Source organism: Actinosynnema sp. NPDC002837 (genome assembly GCF_040295345.1).
In the GTDB taxonomy this organism is placed as follows: Bacteria; Actinomycetota; Actinomycetes; order Mycobacteriales; family Pseudonocardiaceae; genus Actinosynnema.
The window spans coordinates 18,064-34,805 of the sequence record NZ_JBEOVG010000022.1; the positions used below are offsets into that span (position 1 = coordinate 18,064).

12 protein-coding genes are annotated in these 16,742 nt (G+C 73.2%); 4 read left to right on the top strand and 8 right to left on the bottom strand.

The window, feature by feature from the left end:
• Positions 1-295: 295 nt before the first annotated feature.
• From ABTZ99_RS17835 to ABTZ99_RS17850, 4 genes are all read left to right on the top strand, one after another.
• Positions 296-3,700, top strand: a complete 3,405-nt coding sequence (locus tag ABTZ99_RS17835; protein ID WP_499612337.1) for an ATP-binding protein — start codon at positions 296-298, stop codon at positions 3,698-3,700.
• Positions 3,701-3,790: 90 nt separating this feature from the next.
• On the top strand, positions 3,791-7,204 hold the full coding sequence (locus ABTZ99_RS17840; protein WP_498779651.1) for an ATP-binding protein: 3,414 nt from the start codon (positions 3,791-3,793) through the stop codon (positions 7,202-7,204).
• Positions 7,205-7,400: 196 nt separating this feature from the next.
• Entirely contained in the window at positions 7,401-9,044 is a 1,644-nt protein-coding gene (locus ABTZ99_RS17845; protein ID WP_499612339.1) for an eCIS core domain-containing protein, read from the top strand.
• A 361-nt stretch (positions 9,045-9,405) separates the two neighbouring features.
• Entirely contained in the window at positions 9,406-9,855 is a 450-nt protein-coding gene (locus ABTZ99_RS17850) for a hypothetical protein (RefSeq protein ID WP_499612341.1), read from the top strand.
• A 639-nt stretch (positions 9,856-10,494) separates the two neighbouring features.
• Here the strand turns inward: ABTZ99_RS17850 and ABTZ99_RS17855 are convergent.
• The 8 genes from ABTZ99_RS17855 to ABTZ99_RS17890 form a co-directional block, all read right to left on the bottom strand.
• Complete coding sequence (locus ABTZ99_RS17855) at positions 10,495-10,683, bottom strand: hypothetical protein (protein WP_498779646.1); 189 nt, start codon at positions 10,681-10,683, stop codon at positions 10,495-10,497.
• A 34-nt stretch (positions 10,684-10,717) separates the two neighbouring features.
• Positions 10,718-11,338: a helix-turn-helix transcriptional regulator gene (locus tag ABTZ99_RS17860; protein WP_498779645.1), complete on the bottom strand. Its 621-nt coding sequence runs from the start codon at positions 11,336-11,338 to the stop codon at positions 10,718-10,720.
• A 186-nt stretch (positions 11,339-11,524) separates the two neighbouring features.
• A complete protein-coding gene (locus ABTZ99_RS17865) occupies positions 11,525-12,613 on the bottom strand; it encodes an NAD-dependent epimerase/dehydratase family protein (RefSeq protein ID WP_499612344.1) in 1,089 nt (362 codons plus the stop codon).
• 33 nt (positions 12,614-12,646) lie between these two features.
• Positions 12,647-13,534, bottom strand: a complete 888-nt coding sequence (locus ABTZ99_RS17870; RefSeq protein ID WP_498779642.1) for a zinc ribbon domain-containing protein — start codon at positions 13,532-13,534, stop codon at positions 12,647-12,649.
• Position 13,535: 1 nt separating this feature from the next.
• The gene (locus tag ABTZ99_RS17875; RefSeq protein ID WP_499612346.1) at positions 13,536-14,084 is read right to left on the bottom strand and encodes a phage tail protein; all 549 of its coding nucleotides are present in this window, start codon (positions 14,082-14,084) and stop codon (positions 13,536-13,538) included.
• Complete coding sequence (locus ABTZ99_RS17880; protein WP_499612348.1) at positions 14,081-16,015, bottom strand: putative baseplate assembly protein; 1,935 nt, start codon at positions 16,013-16,015, stop codon at positions 14,081-14,083. Before ABTZ99_RS17880 ends, ABTZ99_RS17875 begins: the two co-directional genes overlap by 4 nt.
• Entirely contained in the window at positions 16,015-16,422 is a 408-nt protein-coding gene (locus tag ABTZ99_RS17885) for a GPW/gp25 family protein (protein ID WP_498779637.1), read from the bottom strand. Before ABTZ99_RS17885 ends, ABTZ99_RS17880 begins: the two co-directional genes overlap by 1 nt.
• Entirely contained in the window at positions 16,422-16,727 is a 306-nt protein-coding gene (locus tag ABTZ99_RS17890) for a PAAR domain-containing protein (protein ID WP_498779636.1), read from the bottom strand. The genes ABTZ99_RS17885 and ABTZ99_RS17890 overlap by 1 nt, the downstream gene beginning before the upstream one ends.
• Positions 16,728-16,742: the final 15 nt, after the last annotated feature.

A 16,742-nucleotide genomic window follows, 5' to 3' on the forward strand; every position in this document is an offset into this window, starting at 1 on the left:
GACTGCCGGAAGTCCGTTGGCCGGGATTGCCGCCTTCGGGCGCGACCGGGTTTACCGCTACGGTTGGCGACCAGGAGTGGCTCCCTGTGGTTATGTTGGAGGGTGATCGTGCGCCGATCGGCGAGCGGGCCGATTGCCGCAGGTCGGGGCGAGGGGGTGGTGATCCGATGTCGGCGGGCGACTGCGCGGCGGACGCCATTCCCGGTCCGGTGGAATCGACCTGGCCCGATCGGAACGGGCGACAACGCGCACTCCACCGAATGGCACGGCCGACCGGCCGCGGCGGGCGGAAGCGGTGACGGCTGCCCCCGTCCCCGTCCGGGTGGAACTGCTGGGCGCCGTCCGGGCCTGGCGCAACGGGGTCGAGGTCGAACTGGGCACCGCCCGGCAGCGCGCGGTGTTCGCCCTGCTCGCCCTGCGAGCCGGGCAGGCCGTGTCCAAGGACGAGCTGATCGACGGCGTGTGGGGCGACTCGCCGCCCGCGACGGCCGGCGCCGGCCTGTACACCTACATCTCCGGCCTGCGCCGGGCGTTGGAGCCGGAGCGGCCCAAGCGGTCCGCCGGCGTGGTGCTCACCTCCGCCGGGTCCGGGTACTGCCTGCGCGTGCCGGTCGACGGCGTGGACGTCCACCGGTTCGAACGCCACCGCGAACGGGCCAGGGAACTGGCCGACCGCGAACCGGCCCTGGCGCTGGCCGAGCTGGAGCAGGCGCACGCGTTGTGGCGCGGTGAGGCGCTCTCCGGGGTGCCCGGCCCGTTCGCCGAGTCGCAGCGGTCGCGGTTGCACGAGCTGCGGTTGGCCACCGCGGAACGGCGGGCCGAGCTGGCGCTGGTCGTCGGGCGGCACGAGGACGTGATCGCGGACCTCGCCGCGCTGACCCGCGAGCACCCGGTGCGGGAGGGCCTGCGCGCCCTGCTCATGACCGCGCTGCACCGGGCCGGGCGGCAGGCGGAGGCGTTGGAGGTCTACCACGATGCACGCCGGGTGCTCGTGGAGGAACTCGGCATCGAGCCGGGCTCCGCGCTGCGGCAGGCGCACCGGATCGTGTTGGAGGACAAGGCCGACGACGTCCCGGCGCCGCGGGTCGGCGCCTCGCCGATGATCGAGCCCGCCGTGTTCGTCGGCCGGGAGGAGGAGGCGGACGTGCTGCGCGGGGCCGTCTCCGCCCTGGTCGCCGGTCGGGGTGGCGCGGTCTGGGTCGGTGGCGAGCCGGGCATCGGCAAGTCCGCCCTGCTGGCCACCGGCCTGTCCCGGGCGGCCGACGCCGGCTGTCGGGTGGCGTGGGCGGCGGGCGACGAGTTCGGGCCGCGCACCCCGCTGCGCGTGCTGCTCGACTGCCTCGACGTCACCGAGTCCTCCGGCGATCCGCGCCGGGCCGCGTTGGCGCAGGCGCTGCGCCGCCCGGCCGGCGCGTCCGACGACCCGGTGCCGCTGGTGATCGAGCGGATGATCGGCCTGGTCGACGAGTTGTGCGACGAGGCGCCGCTGGTGATCGTGGTCGACGACCTCCAGTGGGTGGACGAGGCCAGCGTCCTGCTGTGGCACCGCCTCCTGCGGGTGGTGCGCCAGTGGCCCCTGCTGCTGGTCGCCGCCGGTCGGCCGGTGCCGCGGCGGGCCGACGTGGACCAGGTGCGGCGCGCGGTCGTCGGCGCCGGCGGCCGGGTCGTCGAACTCGGCCGCCTGTCGGACGAGTCGGTCACCGCGCTGCTGACCGCGCGCTTCGGCGCGCCGCCCGGTCGGAGCCTGCGCGCGCTCACCGACCTGGCCGCCGGGAACCCGCTCTACACCAAGGACCTCGTCGACGTCATGCAGCGCGAACGCGCGGTCCGGGTGGTCGGCGGCCTGGCCGAGCCGGTCGCGGGCGCCGACCAGGAGTTACCCCGCTCCCTGGTGTCGGTGCTGGTCCGCAGGCTCGGCTTCCTGTCCGCCGCCACGACGGACGTGCTGCGCTCGGCGGCGTTGTTGGGCGACGAGTTCGCCCTCGGTGACGTCGCGACCGTGACGGGCCGCGCGCTGGGGAGCCTCGTCGCCGCGGTGGAGGAGGCGACCGCCGCCGGCGTGCTGGACGACGGCGGGTCGAAGCTGGCGTTCCGCCACCGGCTCCTCCGCCAGGCGCTCTACCTCTCCGTGCCCGCCGGTGTCCGGGCCGCGCTGCACCGCCAGGCCGCCGAGGCGCTCGCCGAGGCGGGCGCACCGGTCGAACTCGTCGTCGGGCAGCTGGCCGCCGCGCCGGGCACGGTGGACGAGTGGGCCGCGGACTGGCTGGTCGCGCACGCGGTGGTGCTCGTGAGCCGGGCGCCCGACCCGGCCGTCGAACTGCTCCGCGCGGTGATCGCCGAGTCCACAGTGGACGCCGAACGCCGTGAGCGGCTGGCCGCCCTGTTGGCCACCTTGATGTTCTGGCTCGGCCGATCGCCCCAGGCCGCGGCGAGGTACGTGCTGGCCCGCACCAGGGACGCCGACCGGGCCGCCGGGATGCGCTGGATCCTCGCCTACACCCGGTACCGGGACGGCCAGGTGAGCGAGGCCGTCGACGCCTTGCGCACGGCGGTGGCGGACGACGCGGTGCCGCCGTTGTGGCGCGCGCGGCTGGAGTCGTTGCTGGCGGTGGTGCAGCGGGAAGGACTCAACGACGTCGCCGCCGCCGAGGAGACGGCGAACCGCGCCCTCCGGCGTGGCGAGGACGTGGGGGACGACCTTGCCACGGCCCACGCGCTGCAAGGGCTGTGGCAGGTCAGCACGGTCCGCCGCGACCACGCGGAAGCCCTGGAACGGGTCGACCGCGCGCTGGCCCTGACCGACGGGCACCGGGACCTCACCACGCTGAGGCTCGACCTGCTGGACGACAAGGCGTTCACGCTGCAGAGCCTGGACCGGCTCGACGAGGCCGACGATGTGCTGCGCGCGGCCCGCGACCTGGCCCGGTCCGGCGGGCTCGGCCCGCACGTCACCACCGCCGTGCAGGACTACTGGCGCGGCCGGTGGGACCGGGCGTTGGCCGAGGCGGACGCCCTGCGCGACGACCCGCCCGCCGGGCTGCGCGAACGTGGGCCGCTCCTGCTCGTGCACGGCGTGGCCGCGCTGGTCGCCGCCCGACAAGGCCGGACCCGGGTGGCGGAGGACCACCTCCGCGCCGCCGCCGAACTGCCCCTCGTCACCCCGTCCGACCGGGAGAACGGCGACTTCCTGCTCGTCGCACGGGTGGTGCTGGCCGAGCACGCCGAACGGCTCGACGAGGCCTTCGCCGCCGTGGAGCCACTGCTGACCGCCCACCCCGCCCACCTGCCGCGGCGGCACCAGTGGCTGCCCGACGTGGCGCGGCTCGCCGTCCGGACCGGGCGGTCGGACCTCGCCGAGCGCGCGCTGGCCGCGTCCGTCGAAGAGGCTGCGCTGGAACGGGTTCCCGGCCGGGCGTCCACCGCCGAAGCCCGCTGTCGGGGGCTGGTGGAGGGCGACCCGGAGCCGGTGCTCGCCGCCGTGGCGCGGTACCGGTCCGCCGGACGGCCGGTGGAGCTGGCGGAGGCGTCGGAGGACGCGGCGGTGCTGCTCGCGGCCCGGGGTGACCGGGCGGCGGCCGAGGCGGCGTTGCGGGAGGCGTTGGCGGGCTACGAAGGCCTGGGCGCGGTGCACGACGCGCGACGGGCGCGCAACCGGATGCGCGGTGAGGGACAGGAGTTCGGATGGGTCGGTGCGGGCTGACGGGCTGCGGTCGGGTGGGGCGGTCGGTGAGGTGACGGTCGACGTGCGGCGGTGCGCGGGCAGGGTGTCGGACGAGAGGTGGTCTGCGGGATGACGGGCGCGTTGCGGGTCGAACTGCTGGGCACGGTGCGCGCATGGTGGGGTGAGCGGGAAGTGGAGTTGGGCTCCTCGCGGCCGCGGGCGCTGTTCGCGATGCTGGCGCTGCGTTCCGGTGGCGTGGGGCGTGACGAGCTGGTGGCGGGCGTCTGGGGCGCCGACGCGCCGCCGACGGCCGAAGGCAGCGTCCACACCTACGTGTCGACGCTGCGCAAGGCGCTGGAACCGGACCGGCCACGCGGCGTCCCGGCGCGGTCGCTGGTGTCGGTCGGCTCCGGCTACCGGCTGCTGGTGGACGGCGGGCTGGACGTGGCGGCGTTCGAGTCGATGCGCGACCAGGCCCGGCGGCAGCTCGCCGACGGCGACCCCGGCGCCGCCCGGCGTTCGCTGGACGAGGCGTTGGCGCTGTGGCGCGGCGAGGCGCTGGCGGGGCTGACCGGTCCGTTCGCCGAAGCGCAGCGGCGCAGGCTCGGCGAAGCGCGGACCACCGCGCGGGAACTGCGCGCCGAGGCCGCGCTGGCCTCCGGCGCGCACGCCGAGGTCGTCGCCGAGCTGGTCGACCTCGTGGCCGAGGAACCGCTGCGGGAACGGGCGCGCGAGCTGCTGATGCTCGCCCTGCACCGGTCCGGGCGCAGCGCCGAGGCGCTCGAGGTGTTCCGGGACGCGCGCCGGGTCCTGGTGGCGGAGCTGGAGGTCGAGCCGGGACGACGGCTGCGCGCCGCGCACGAGCACATCCTCAGCGGCACGGACCCGGAGCCGGTGACCGCCGTGCGGCGACCGTCCGTCGTGCAGCCGGTCGACCCGCCGCCCGACGCGGGGCTCGTGGGACGGGACGTGGAACTGGCGGCCGTGCGCCGGGTGGTCGACGACGTCACCACCGGCGCGGGGCGGCTGCTGTGGATCGAAGGCGAGATGGGCATCGGCAAGTCGGCGCTGCTGGCCGCGGTGCTGGAGCAGGCCACCCGGTCCGGGCACCAGGTCGCCCACGCCGTCGCCGACGAGCTGGGCAGCCGCTTCCCGCTGCGGCTCGCGCTGGACTGCCTGCGCGTCGAGACGCGTTCGCCGGACCCGAGGCGGGCGGCGACCGCGAGAGCGTTGCGCCAGGAGCGACCCGCCGGGTCGATCTTCGCCGACTCCGACCCGGTGTTCGGCGCGGTCGACCGGCTCGTCGCCCTGGTGGAACAGCTGTGCGCCGACGGCCCGCTGGTGTTCGCGCTCGACGACCTCCAGTGGTCGGACGAGACCAGCACCCAGGTGTGGCACCGGCTCACGACCGTGGCCCGACGCCTGCCGCTGCTGCTGGTCGGCGCGGCCAGGCCGGTGCCGTACCGGGCCGAGGTCGCGCGGCTGCGCCGGGACGTCGAGTCGGGCGGCGGCGCGGTGCTCGACCTCGCGCCGCTGGCCGACACCGAGGTGGCCGGCCTCGTCGGACGCCTCGTCGGCGCGTCGCCAGGGCCGGGGCTGCGCCGGATCGCCGCCCGTGCCGGTGGCAACCCGCTGTACCTGCGCGAGGTCGCCGACGCGCTCGTCCGCGAACGGGTCGTGGAGGTCGACACGGGGGTCGCGGACGTCGCCGCGCACGCGTTGGACCGGGTGCCGGTGTCGCTGGTGTCCGCGGTGACCGGCCGGCTGGACTTCCTGTCCGACCCGACCCGGGAGGTGCTGCGGTGGTCCGCCCTGCTCGGCGGCGAGTTCGCGGTCGACGACCTGTCGGTGGTGCTCGGCACACCCGTGTTCGACCTCGCCGGACGGCTGGAGGAGGCCGTGGCGGCGGGTGTGCTGCGTGACGCCGGTCCGCGGATGGCGTTCCGGCACCCGCTCATCCGGCAGGCCCTGTACGAGGGGACGCCCGCCGCCCTGCGCACCGCGTTGCACCAGCAGGCCGCGCAAGCGCTCGCGGCGTCCGGCGCGCCCGTGGACCACGTGGCCGAGCAGCTGCTGGCCGCGTCCGGCGACGTCGGTTCGTGGGTGGTGGACTGGCTGGTCGCGCAGGCGCCCGCGCTGGTCTACCGCGCGCCGTTGGTGGCGGTCGAGCTGTTGCAGCGCTGCCTCGGGTCGTCGGTGGCGCGGGACGAGCGTGACGCGACGTTGATGGCGCACCTCAGCAGCGCGTTGTTCCGGATCGGGCGGGACGCGGAGGCCGAGGAGCACGCGCGCCGGGCGTTGCCGCGGTTGCGGTCGCCGGACCTGATCGCGGAGGTGCGGTGGACGTTGGCGTACATGCCCTACCGGGGTGCGCGGGCGGAGGAGGCGGTGACGGCGTCGCGGGAGGCGTTGGCCGATCCCGTGCTGTCGGACATGTGGCGGGCGCGGCTGTTGTCGTTGCTGGCCTTGGTGCAGCGGGCGGGGATCGGTGAGCTGGACGGCGCCGAGACCAGCGCGCGGGCGGCCATCGAGGCGGGCGAGCGGGCCGCCGACCCGTTCGCCATCGGTCAGGCGCTGGAGGTGTTGTGGCAGGTCGAGGCCGTGCGCCGGGACTACCCGCGGGCCGTCGCGTACCTGGACCAGGCACTGGACGTGGTCGGCACCGACGTCAGCCTCACCGACCTGCGGCTGTTGTTGCTGGACAACCGCATCTTCACGCTCCAGTGCCTGGACCGGCTGGACGAGGCGACGTCGAGCCTGCGGGCCGCGTTCGAGCTGGCGGGTCGCGGGACGCCGGTGGCCGGCCTGCACCTCGCCGCCGCCGTGCACCAGTTCTGGCTCGGGGGGTGGGACGAGGCGGTGGGGCGGCTGGAGGCGGTCGTCGGCGATCCGGAGTTCACCGGCTTCGGCCTGCGCGAGGGCGGGCCCGTGCTGCTGCACGGCGTGGTCGCGCTGATCGCCGCGCACCGGGACGACGGCGAGCGGCTGCAGACCCACCTGACCACGGGGCTGACGTTGCCCTTGGTGACGGAGGCGTATCGGGAGAACTGCGACTTCCTCGTCGCGGCCCAGGCGATGGCGGCGGCGCGCGAGGGTGATCACGCGGGTGCGGTGGCGGTGCTCGGCGCGATCCTCGACACCCGGTACGCCGACATGATGCTGCGGCACCAGTGGCTGCCCGAGCTGGTGCGCCAGGCGTTGGCGTGCGGTGATCAGGCGACGGCCCGGGCGGCCGTCGAAGCGTGCGAGGCCGAGGCCGCTCGGGAGACCAAGGCGGCCCGTGCGGCTGCGGCGGCGCGGCGGTGCCGGAGCGTGCTGGCGGCGGACCCGGAGGGCCTGGTGCCCGTCATCGGCCACTACCGCGCGGTGGGCCGGACGTTCGAGCTGGCGCAGACCTTGGAGGACCAGGCCGTGCTGCTCGCCCGGCGCGGCGAGGCGGCGGAGGCCGCGGGCGTCGTCGGCGAGGCGATCGACCTCTACCGCGGTTTCGGCGCACGGTGGGACGTGAGGCGGGCCGCCGCACGGGTCGCGGAGGCGGGTTGAGCCGGGGTGCGAGCCGGGGGCGGATCCGGTGAGGTGATCTCAGCGACTCCTGATCGACGCGACCACCGGCTGCCGTACAACCGGGCAAAGGGAAGGGACGGATCATTGCCCTCACGGTCCTTCTTCCCGCGTAGTACCGACTGGCAACCTCGGGCGCGCCCGTCACATCGCCTCAACCGCCAGGAATCGAGGGCTCATGCGCGCGCAGGACCAGGAAGCGGCCGGCCCAGGTCGATCGCAGTCACGGCAGGTGCCCACGCGGGCTGCCGATCGAGCGCAGACGCCGGCGCAACCGGCGATACCCCTGACCTCGCAGTCGACCCTGCACCTGCAGCGCACGATCGGCAACGCCGCCGTAGCCCGCCTCGTCGAGTCCCAGCAGCAACAACCGCATTCCCACGGGGACGACCAGCCCGTGCAGCGCTCGGCCGTGCCCGACGTCCTCCGATCCCCGGGCCGCCCCCTCGACGACAACACGCGCACCGAGATGGAAGCCCGCCTCGACGCGGACTTCTCCGACGTGCGCCTGCACGTCGACACCGCCGCCCAACGGTCCGCAGCCGAGATCGGCGCCCGCGCCTACACCTCCGGCAACCACGTGGTCATCGGTGAGGGTGGCGCCGACACCCACACGCTGGCGCACGAGCTCACCCACGTCATCCAACAACGTCAGGGACCCGTAGCCGGGACCGACCGCGGCGACGGGTTGCGGGTCAGCGACCCGGGCGACAAGTTCGAGCGGGAGGCCGAAGCCGTGGCCTCGGGCACCATGCGACCTCCGGTGAATCGGAGCGCAGCCACATCGGAGGGCGCGGTGCAGCGGACGGTTGACGGCTCGGAGGGAAGGCTGACCGATACTGCGGAAGTTCTCGAGAAGTTGGGCATCGCGTCGGGGGATGAATGGGAGGTCGCCGCGGCCCAGTCGCTCATCGACGATCATGTTGCTCACAGTATGGTCCAGGGAACACCGGAGGCGGTGAACCGGGTCCGAAAGAGTTTGGGCGAGCGGGTCAAGCTGGCGAAGGCGATCATCTCCGTAGCGAATAACGGCATCCTCACGAAAAAAGACCGGGAGCGGAACGGTATTCAAGCGCAGCAATCAATCGACCCGGTCAACGCGACCGTTGCGAGCAAGATCAGCCTCAGCCAATCCGAGACCGGTCCGGAGAACAGTGCTGAACGGGTGGCGGGCCTGCTCGAGCACCAAGCGATGAGCGTCAGGATGGAAAAATATGTGGAAGAAAATGGCAAGCAGGTTCTCGAGGCGTGGATGGATCCTAAATCTTTCAAAAAAGGGGAGTATGTGAATGCCATCAAAAACGGGCTGGGGATGTCCGAGCGTGAGTGGAACGAGGTTGCAGATCAACCCAGGATGCAGAACGCAGTGTACCTGGAGGTCATGAAATTGCGCGGAAAAGGGCCGCATGCGGCCAAGGCGCTGGCAGAGCGGGCATCCAACTCGGCCATTTTTGGCGGGTCGACCAGTCGTGCGGAAGACCCAGAGGTTCAGCAAGCGTTCAAGGAAATGGGGCTTGATCGCCCCAAGGAGGGTTCGCACGAAGTTCGGGCAAGTCGCTCCATGCCTGCCAGTGCTCTGGAATTCATCCTGCTTCCTGGCTGCCTCTTGCCCTTCGACAAGTTGCTCCGCAGGGACATCGAGAATGATCTCCCCCTGCACTATGTCGATGGCACGCACACGGTCGGAGTCAGCTGGGCCCCGAAGGTGGGCATGCCGCAAGTGCGCTTCGACATCGAGTCTCCGAACTGGAAACAAAAACTGCAGGAGATCCTGGAGGAAGAAGAGCGGATCTTCGCCCACGTAACCCGTCCTCTGCAGTAGTCTCCGCCACAACCACCCAGTAATCGCCACAGTTCATGACCGTCAAAGGCTTTGAAGCCCTGAGGTGATCTCGGCTCCATCCGCCCAGACGGCTCCACGTGATCGCCTATCCCGCCATCTCGACGTTCCCCACGACCTGGTGACCAGCGTGTCGCGGCTGTCGGCCGCGGAGCGGCGGGCGCGTGGCACTCGACGCAACAGTTGAGCGCTGAGCTGTGGGAAGCAGGCCCTGCTCGCGTTGACGTGGTTCCGCTAGCGCGAAACATTCCGGTGCCGGGTGCCGGGTGCCGGGTGCCGGGTGCCGGGTGCCGGGTGCGGCAAGGCCTTCTACGCCGACCGGTGTCCGGAGAAGACCGCCGGCGTGAAGGGCGACCAGATCGATCTGCGGTCCTCCGGCAAGGCCCACGCCCACGGCGGCAACGTGCAACCCCTGTCCGCGCCGACCGGCATACCGCCAACTGGCCATACCGTTGTGGGCCAACGATGTCGCGCCCGGATCGCGCACGATCTCACCGCCGCCCGCACACAAGTCCTGGGAACCTCGTACTGGGCCTACTCCCAGCTCGACCTGCCCAGCTCGACCTGCCCACCCTGGCTGATCCAGGCCACGACGCCGCCGGAATCGGCGTGCACACCCTGGTCAACAACCCCCGGCAACCAAGTCCTCGACATCGACACCCGCACCCGCACCCGCACGCGCGACGCCCTGGTACGCGGCCTGCGCTGCCGGGGCGAACGCGGCTCCACCCGTCCTCATCGGACGCTGGCGCGCCCTTCAACACGTCACCACCAGCCCCAGCAAGATCGGTGACGTCGTCAGAGCAGCACTCGCCTCACACGCTTTGAACACGACCGAGTCACCTGCACGACCGTCTCACCTTCACGACCGGCTCACCTGAAAGTCGGTGAGATCACCTCAGTCGGCGAGATCGGCTGTATCGCGGAAGCGGGCTGACAGGAGGGCAGGCGGCTCGCAGGGCCTCGCAGGGCAGCGTTCGCGGCAAGGCGCAGGGCGTGGCCGGCAGGTCGTCGGGCGGAGTTGGCGGGTCGTCGGGCGGGGTTGGCGGATCGTCGATCAAGGTCCGGCGGGTTGTTGGGCAGTGCGGCGATGGCTAAGTGTGCGTCGTTGGGTGTGGGTCGTTGGGTGTGGGCCGGTGGGCGGGGGCCGGTGGGCGGGGGCCGGTGGGCGGGGGCCGGTGGGTCGCGGCGAGGAGTGATGGGCGAGGGCTGGGGGGCGTTGGGTGCTGGTGGGTCGGCGTTGAGGGCTGGTGGGGCGTTGGGTGAGGGTCGGTCGGTCGTGGGGTTGGGCTGAGGATGCGCGGCGGTGGGCTGGGCAGATCGTTTCGGGCCGTCGCGCCACACCTTCTTTTCCCGGCAACAAATTTACCGTTTCCATTCATCCCCGACGCCTGTGCCACTTTTGGGTGATCTCGGAACCAAGCGGGATGGGTTAGGGATCCGGGGTCTCGGTGGTAGTGGTCTCGTCATGTGAGGGAGCGTTGATGACGCCGTCCGACGACATCACCCACCTGGCCTCGCCATGCGGGCGGACCGGGTGGGGGGTGCGGGACTTGGCCCGGATGCCCCGCAGCGCCAGGTCGACCACGTGCCGAAGCGCGGCCGGGTCCTTCCTCGTCACGTCCTTCCTCACCGCGGGCTGAGCCTCCGACATCTCAAATCATCCCCTTCCGAAGGGCGTAAGCGACCGCGTGCGGCCGGTTGCGCAGGTTGAGCCGGGTGGTGATGCCGTAGAACACGTTCTTGATGGTCCGCTCCGAGTACGACAGCCGGCCCGCGATCTCGGCCGTGTCCAACCCGTCGGCCATCAACCGCAGCACGTCCGTCTCCCGCGCCGAGAGCCGGTCACGCCCCCCTTCCGGCTCCAGCACCTGCCGCTGCAACCGCTGCACGTGCCGCAGCAGCTCCGCCACCATGTTCGGCGGCATCGCGCCACCACCCGCCGCCGCGGTCAGGACGCTGCGCAGCACCAGCTGGTCGGTCACCGTGGCCCGCGGCAGGATTGCCACGATCCGGCACTCCACGGCCGTGAGCACGTCGGACTCACCGACCTCGTCGACGATCAGCACCACCGGCGCGCCGACGTGCGCGGCGGCCCGGCGCAACCGCGCCACCACCTCGACCCCCAGCCGGTCGACCGCCATGACGACGACGTCCGGCTTCGCGTGGACGGCGCCCTCCAGCAGTTCCAAGTCGGGCCTCGAACCGAGGTAGGTGATCAGGCCCGTCATGCTCAGGTGATCCGCCGCTTGGACCACGACCCGGATTCGCTCCACCGCTGCCTCCCGCAGTCTCGGATTGCACCACCGAGTCTGCGAGCCGAGGCTTCACGCGGTCTCAAGCCCGTCTAAAAGGATTCTTCACGGCCGCTGGATGATGTCCGGACGACGTGAAGAGACGCGCTCCGAACTCAACACCGGGGAAGGCCGCCGGTCAAGAGGCGCGAGGTGGCGAGAGGCGAGTCAAGAGGTGACCGGCGAGCCGCTCAGCCCCAGCTCGTCGACCTCGACCCAGTGCTCGTGCACGGACCGCAGGACGTCGGCCAGGTCGTGCGCCGGCCGCCAGCCCGGGTAGTCGCGGCGGAACTTGCGGGTATCGGTGATCCAGCACCGCACGTCCGCGAACCGGTGCTCGGGCACGTACTCGAACCGCACCTCCTGCCCGGTCAGGTACTCGTACCGGGCGATCAGCTCCAGGATCGACGTGCTCCGCTCCCGCCCGCCACCCGCGTGGTAGACCTCGCCGGGACGGGGGTCCAGGTAGAAGTGCCAGAACATCTCCACCAGGTCACGCGCGTCCAGCACGTCGCGCACCTGCTTGCCGCCGTGCCCGATCACCGGGAACGTCGCACCGCGCACGGCGCTGCGCACCAGGTGCGACAGGAAGCCGCTCTGCTCCACCCCCGCCTGCCTGGCCCCGGCCACGCTGCCGCACCGGAACACCCCGACCCGCAGCCCCAGCAGGGCCGCGTACGACTGCGCGGCGAGGTCGGCGGCCAGGTTCGACACCCCGGCGAACGTCCGGTTCCCGCCCAGCCGGATCGACTCGTCGACGCCGTGCTCGTGGTAGGGGTGCGCCGGGTCGATCTCCCACCTCGTGTCGGTCTCCACCAGCGGCAGGGAGTCCGACAGGTCGCCGTACACCTTCGTGGTGGACGTCAGCACGACCACCGCCGAGGGGCAGTGCCGCCGCACGGCCTCCAGCACGGTCATCGTGCCGACCGCGTTGACCTCCAGATCCGCCAGGGGCCGGTCGGCCGCCCACACGTCGCTCGGCTGCCCGGCCGTGTGCACGACCAGCCGCACGTCCGTCCCGTACTCGCCGAACAACGTGCCGAGCGCGCTTGCGTCGCGCACGTCCACCTGGTGGTGCCGGTAGTTCGGGATGCGCTCGACGTCGGCCAGGTTGTCCGCGACGGAGCCGGCCGGGCCGAACAGGCGCCGCCGCATCCCGTTGTCCACCCCCACGACCAGGTCGAACCTCGACGCGAGCGCCCGCACGGCCTCACCACCGACCAGGCCCGCCGATCCGGTGACCACTACCACGTCCACGTGCCGCTCCTTCCTGAAGTCTGCAATGGACACTCAAGGCCGGCGGAAGAACTCCACCTCGCCCAACGCGATGTGCCGCCCCTGCGCCTGACCAGCCGCCGCCCGCACCACCAGCCGGACCCGCACCACGCCGCTCACCGCCGTGTCGACGCGCTGCGGACCCACCCGGTCGGCCAACGGCAGCGGCACGGTGCGGCTGGACCCGTCCGCCGTGATGACCACCATGTCCATCGCGGAGACCCTCGCCTGCCCGGTGAACGCGCGCTCCTCCACGCCGGCGCCCGTGTGCACGACCACCGACAGCAGCCGGTACGGGGTCGCGAAGCCGAACTCCACCGCGTCGCCCACGGCCGTCGCGCCCCAGTACCGGTTCGACAGGCCGTCCACGGCCGCCGCCGCGGGGTGACCGGGCACCTCGGCGGTGGCGGTGGTGCTGGTCGGCCCGATCGCGACGGGGGTGGAGGTCTTGTCGCGCACGTCCTCGATCAGCGCCGACGCCGTCGGGTAGAACGCGATCACGGCCAGGAGCAGCACCGCGCCCGCGGCGAACGCGACGAGCCGGCGCAGCCACCGAGAGGTGTCGCCGTGCCACCGCCACCGCCGTCGGGCCTGCCGCCGCGGTTCGGTCACGCCGGGGCGCAACGGCGTGGCGCACCGGCGGCAGAACCGGCGTCCCGGCGGGTTCGCGACCCCGCACGCCGGGCACGGCGGCCCGACGACCACCTCGTCGTCCACCGCGCTGGGCAGCGGTCGTCGCGCCTCCGGCCGACCCGGCAGCACCGGCCCGGGCCGCTCCTCGGCCTCGTCCTGCGGCGCCTGCGGCACCTGCGGTTCGGCGGCCCAGCCCAGGTAGGTGCCGCAGTTGCCGCAGAAGTCGTCCGCGTCGCGCACGGGCGCGCCGCACTGCGTGCACAGGCGCATGTCAGTCCCCGTTCCCGCTCGGCACTTCGACGGCGCAGGTCACGTGCAGCGGGCACACCGCCTCGACCAGCGCCACCACCCGGTCCAGGTCGACCGCGCCGGACCGGCCGGGCCGCACCCGCACCAGCACGACGTCCGACGGGCGGGGCAGGGCGGTGTCGGGCGTGGTGGACCACGTCGCGCCGGGGCCGTCGACCACCTCCGCCCGCACGCCGAGGCACAGCTCCAACCGCGCCACGAGGCCACGTGCGGTGCCGCGCAGGCGGTGCAGCTCGACGGCGCGGCGCACCACCTCCCGGCGCAGCGGCTCCGGCCACGCCGGGTCGAGGTCCGCCGCGACCCAGGACGACAGCCACGTCACGAAGTCCGCGGGCGCGAGGTCCGGGTCGAAGTGCTCCGCCAGGTTGTCGAGGGTCGACAGGATCGCCGACAGCACGGCGTCCAGGCCCGAGGTGAACCGCTGGGCGAAGTCGTCGGCCGCGTACAGCGAGGGCAGCATCCCGCCCAGCGGGTACCGGCTGGGCAGTTCCGGCAGCGCGGCGCGGCTCACGACCCCACCACCACGATCTGGTGCTGGTAGGAGAACACCAGCGCGTTCGGCGCGACCTCGACCCGGTCCACCGGCGCGCCACGCGCCCCGGTGATCGGATCGGCCGGGAACAGCCTGATCTCCTCCACCAGCCGCACCCCGCCGACGCCTTGGAGCACCGCGAAGACCTCGCCGTACTGCACGGGCCGGCCGAACTCCCACCCGGCGCCCTCCGTGCCGCCGCGCAGCGGGTTGAGGTAGCGGTAGAGCGCGTCCAGCGCGTCCTCGCGCACCCGGTTGCCCTCGGCGGCCGGCGCCACCACGCGCGCGACCACCGTGACGCCCTGGTAGCGCGGCGGTTCGACGACCAGCCGGGTGCCGAGCAGCCGCCGTTCGTCCAACCGCCGCGCCACCGCCGACACCACGTCCTCGGTCGGCACCAGCTGCTCGAACCGCAGCCGGTCGCCCTGGTCGGCCACCGCGTCGGGCACCACCAGCACCCGGGCCGCGCCCGGACCGTCGGGCAGGCACCGCACCCTGGCCAGCGACGGCGCGGCCAGCTTGGCGATGTGCTCGTGGTCGGCGGCCGTCACCGCGCGTTCCTGCACCCGGAGCTGGTGCGGCGCGCGCACCTTCGCCTCCGCCACGGTCTCGCCGTCGACGCCGCCGCGGGCGGCCTCGCGGTTCTCCACCGCCGCCACGTACGGCACCGAGCTGCGCAGCGCCGAGATCGCGCCGCGCGCCACGTTGCCCGCCCGTCCGCCACCCGTGCGGTAGCGGGGCACCTGCACCACCGAGCCCTTGGGCGGCACGGCGCCGTAGCGGCGCAACGTCCCGTCCGCCTCGCGGACCGCCGGCGGGAAGTGGAACTCGCCGCGCACGGCGTCCAGCACCACGTGCCGGTCCTGCGGCGTCGACTCGCCGAAGTGGTCCACCACGGTCCAGTCCTGCCAGCCGTCGCCCGACGACACCCGCACCACCACCGGGTCGCCGTCCAGCAGCACGGGCGAGCGCGGCGCGGTGAACCGCTGCCCCGGCACGCCCGCCGTCTCGCCCAGCAGCACGTCGGTCTCCGTCTCGGCGTGCTCGGCCGCGGTGGTGCCGCCGATGGTGAACGCCTCGGCCTCGCGCACGGTCGGCGACTCCGAGTAGAACGGCTGCTCCCGCACCGGTTCGGTGACGCGGCAGCGCAGCCAGCCCGCGCGGTGGCCCGCCACCGCGGACTCGGTGTGCCCGGCGGGCACGTGCAGCACGACCTCACCGGGCCGGTTCAGGCCGCCGGTGCTGTCCTCGTCGACCTCGCACGGCTGCCAGTCCTGCCCGGTCCACGCCTCCCACACCAGGGGCGGCTGCCGCGGGTCGACGCCGATGCCCTCGACCCGGCTGTCCAGCCGCAGCACCACCACGCAGCGCGGCACGGCGGCCGACAGCCCGAACAGCGTCGCGTCGCCGGGCGTCGGCGTGGCCTGGAAGCACCGCACGTCCCGGCCCGCCTCCAGGTCTTTGGTCCGGTCGGTGTGCTCACCCGACGCCGCCCTGGTCACCAGCCGCCGGACCGAGCACGGCACCACGGTCAGCTCGTCGGTGGTGGCGAACACGACCGCCTCGGAGCTCTCCGAGCGCGCCGTGGCGACCTCGGTGCCGACGGGCAGCACGACGGGCTGCGGCTGCGGTGCGGACAGCCAGAACGTGACGTCGGCGCGCGCGGCGGTCGGCGGGAACAGCGTGACGCCGAGCAGGTCCAGGAACGCCAGGTGGTTGCGCTCGGGCACCCGGTTGAGCCGGTAGACGAGCTGGTCGACCATCTGCGCGAAGGTCTCGATGAGGGTGACGCCGGGGTCGGACACGTTGTGGTCCGTCCACTCCGGACAGCTCTGCTGGACGTACCGCTTGGCCTCGTCCACGAGCTGCTGGAAGCGCCGGTCGTCCAGGTTCGGTGCGGGCAGCGCCATCACTCCACGCCCCCCTCGGCCGGGATGGTGTAGAAGGGGAAGACCAGGTTGCGCCGGTCGTTGGTGGACCGGATGGTGTAGCGCACGTCGATGTAGAGCGTGCCGACCTCGACGGCGTCGAACGCGACCACCACGTCGTCGACCTCGATGCGCGGTTCCCAGCGGTCCAGCGCGGCGCGCACCTCGCGGGCGACGTGGCCCGCCGTGGCGCCGTCGGCCGAGGCGAACACGTGCTCGTGGATGCCGCAGCCGAACTCCGGGCGCATCGGCCGCTCGCCCGGCGCCGTGCCGAGCACGAGCCGGATGGCCTCGGTGATCTCCTGCTCGCGCTCGACCATCCCGATGCCGCCGGTCGGCCCGGTCCGCAGCGGGAAACCCCAGCCGCGCCCGATGAAGCTCTCGCTCATCACCTGCCCCCGATGAGCACGGTCGGCGCGCCGGTGAGGACGTTCGCCTGGCAGGTGGTGCTGTCGCCGACCCGTGCGGCGACGACCCCGCCGATGAGCACCTGGCCGCCGACGCGGGGCTTGACGATGTTCGCGGGCCCCAGGACGGCGTCCTTGGGGATGACGCACACGTGCAGGCTGCCGCCCACGGCGGCGGGCTTGCCCTCGATCAGGACGGTGGCCACCTTGGCGGCCACCGCGGGCGGCGGGGTGCCGACGGCGCCGCCGTGCGACGTCTTGTCACCCAGTCGGGCGGCGGGGAACATGGTGATCTCCTTCGG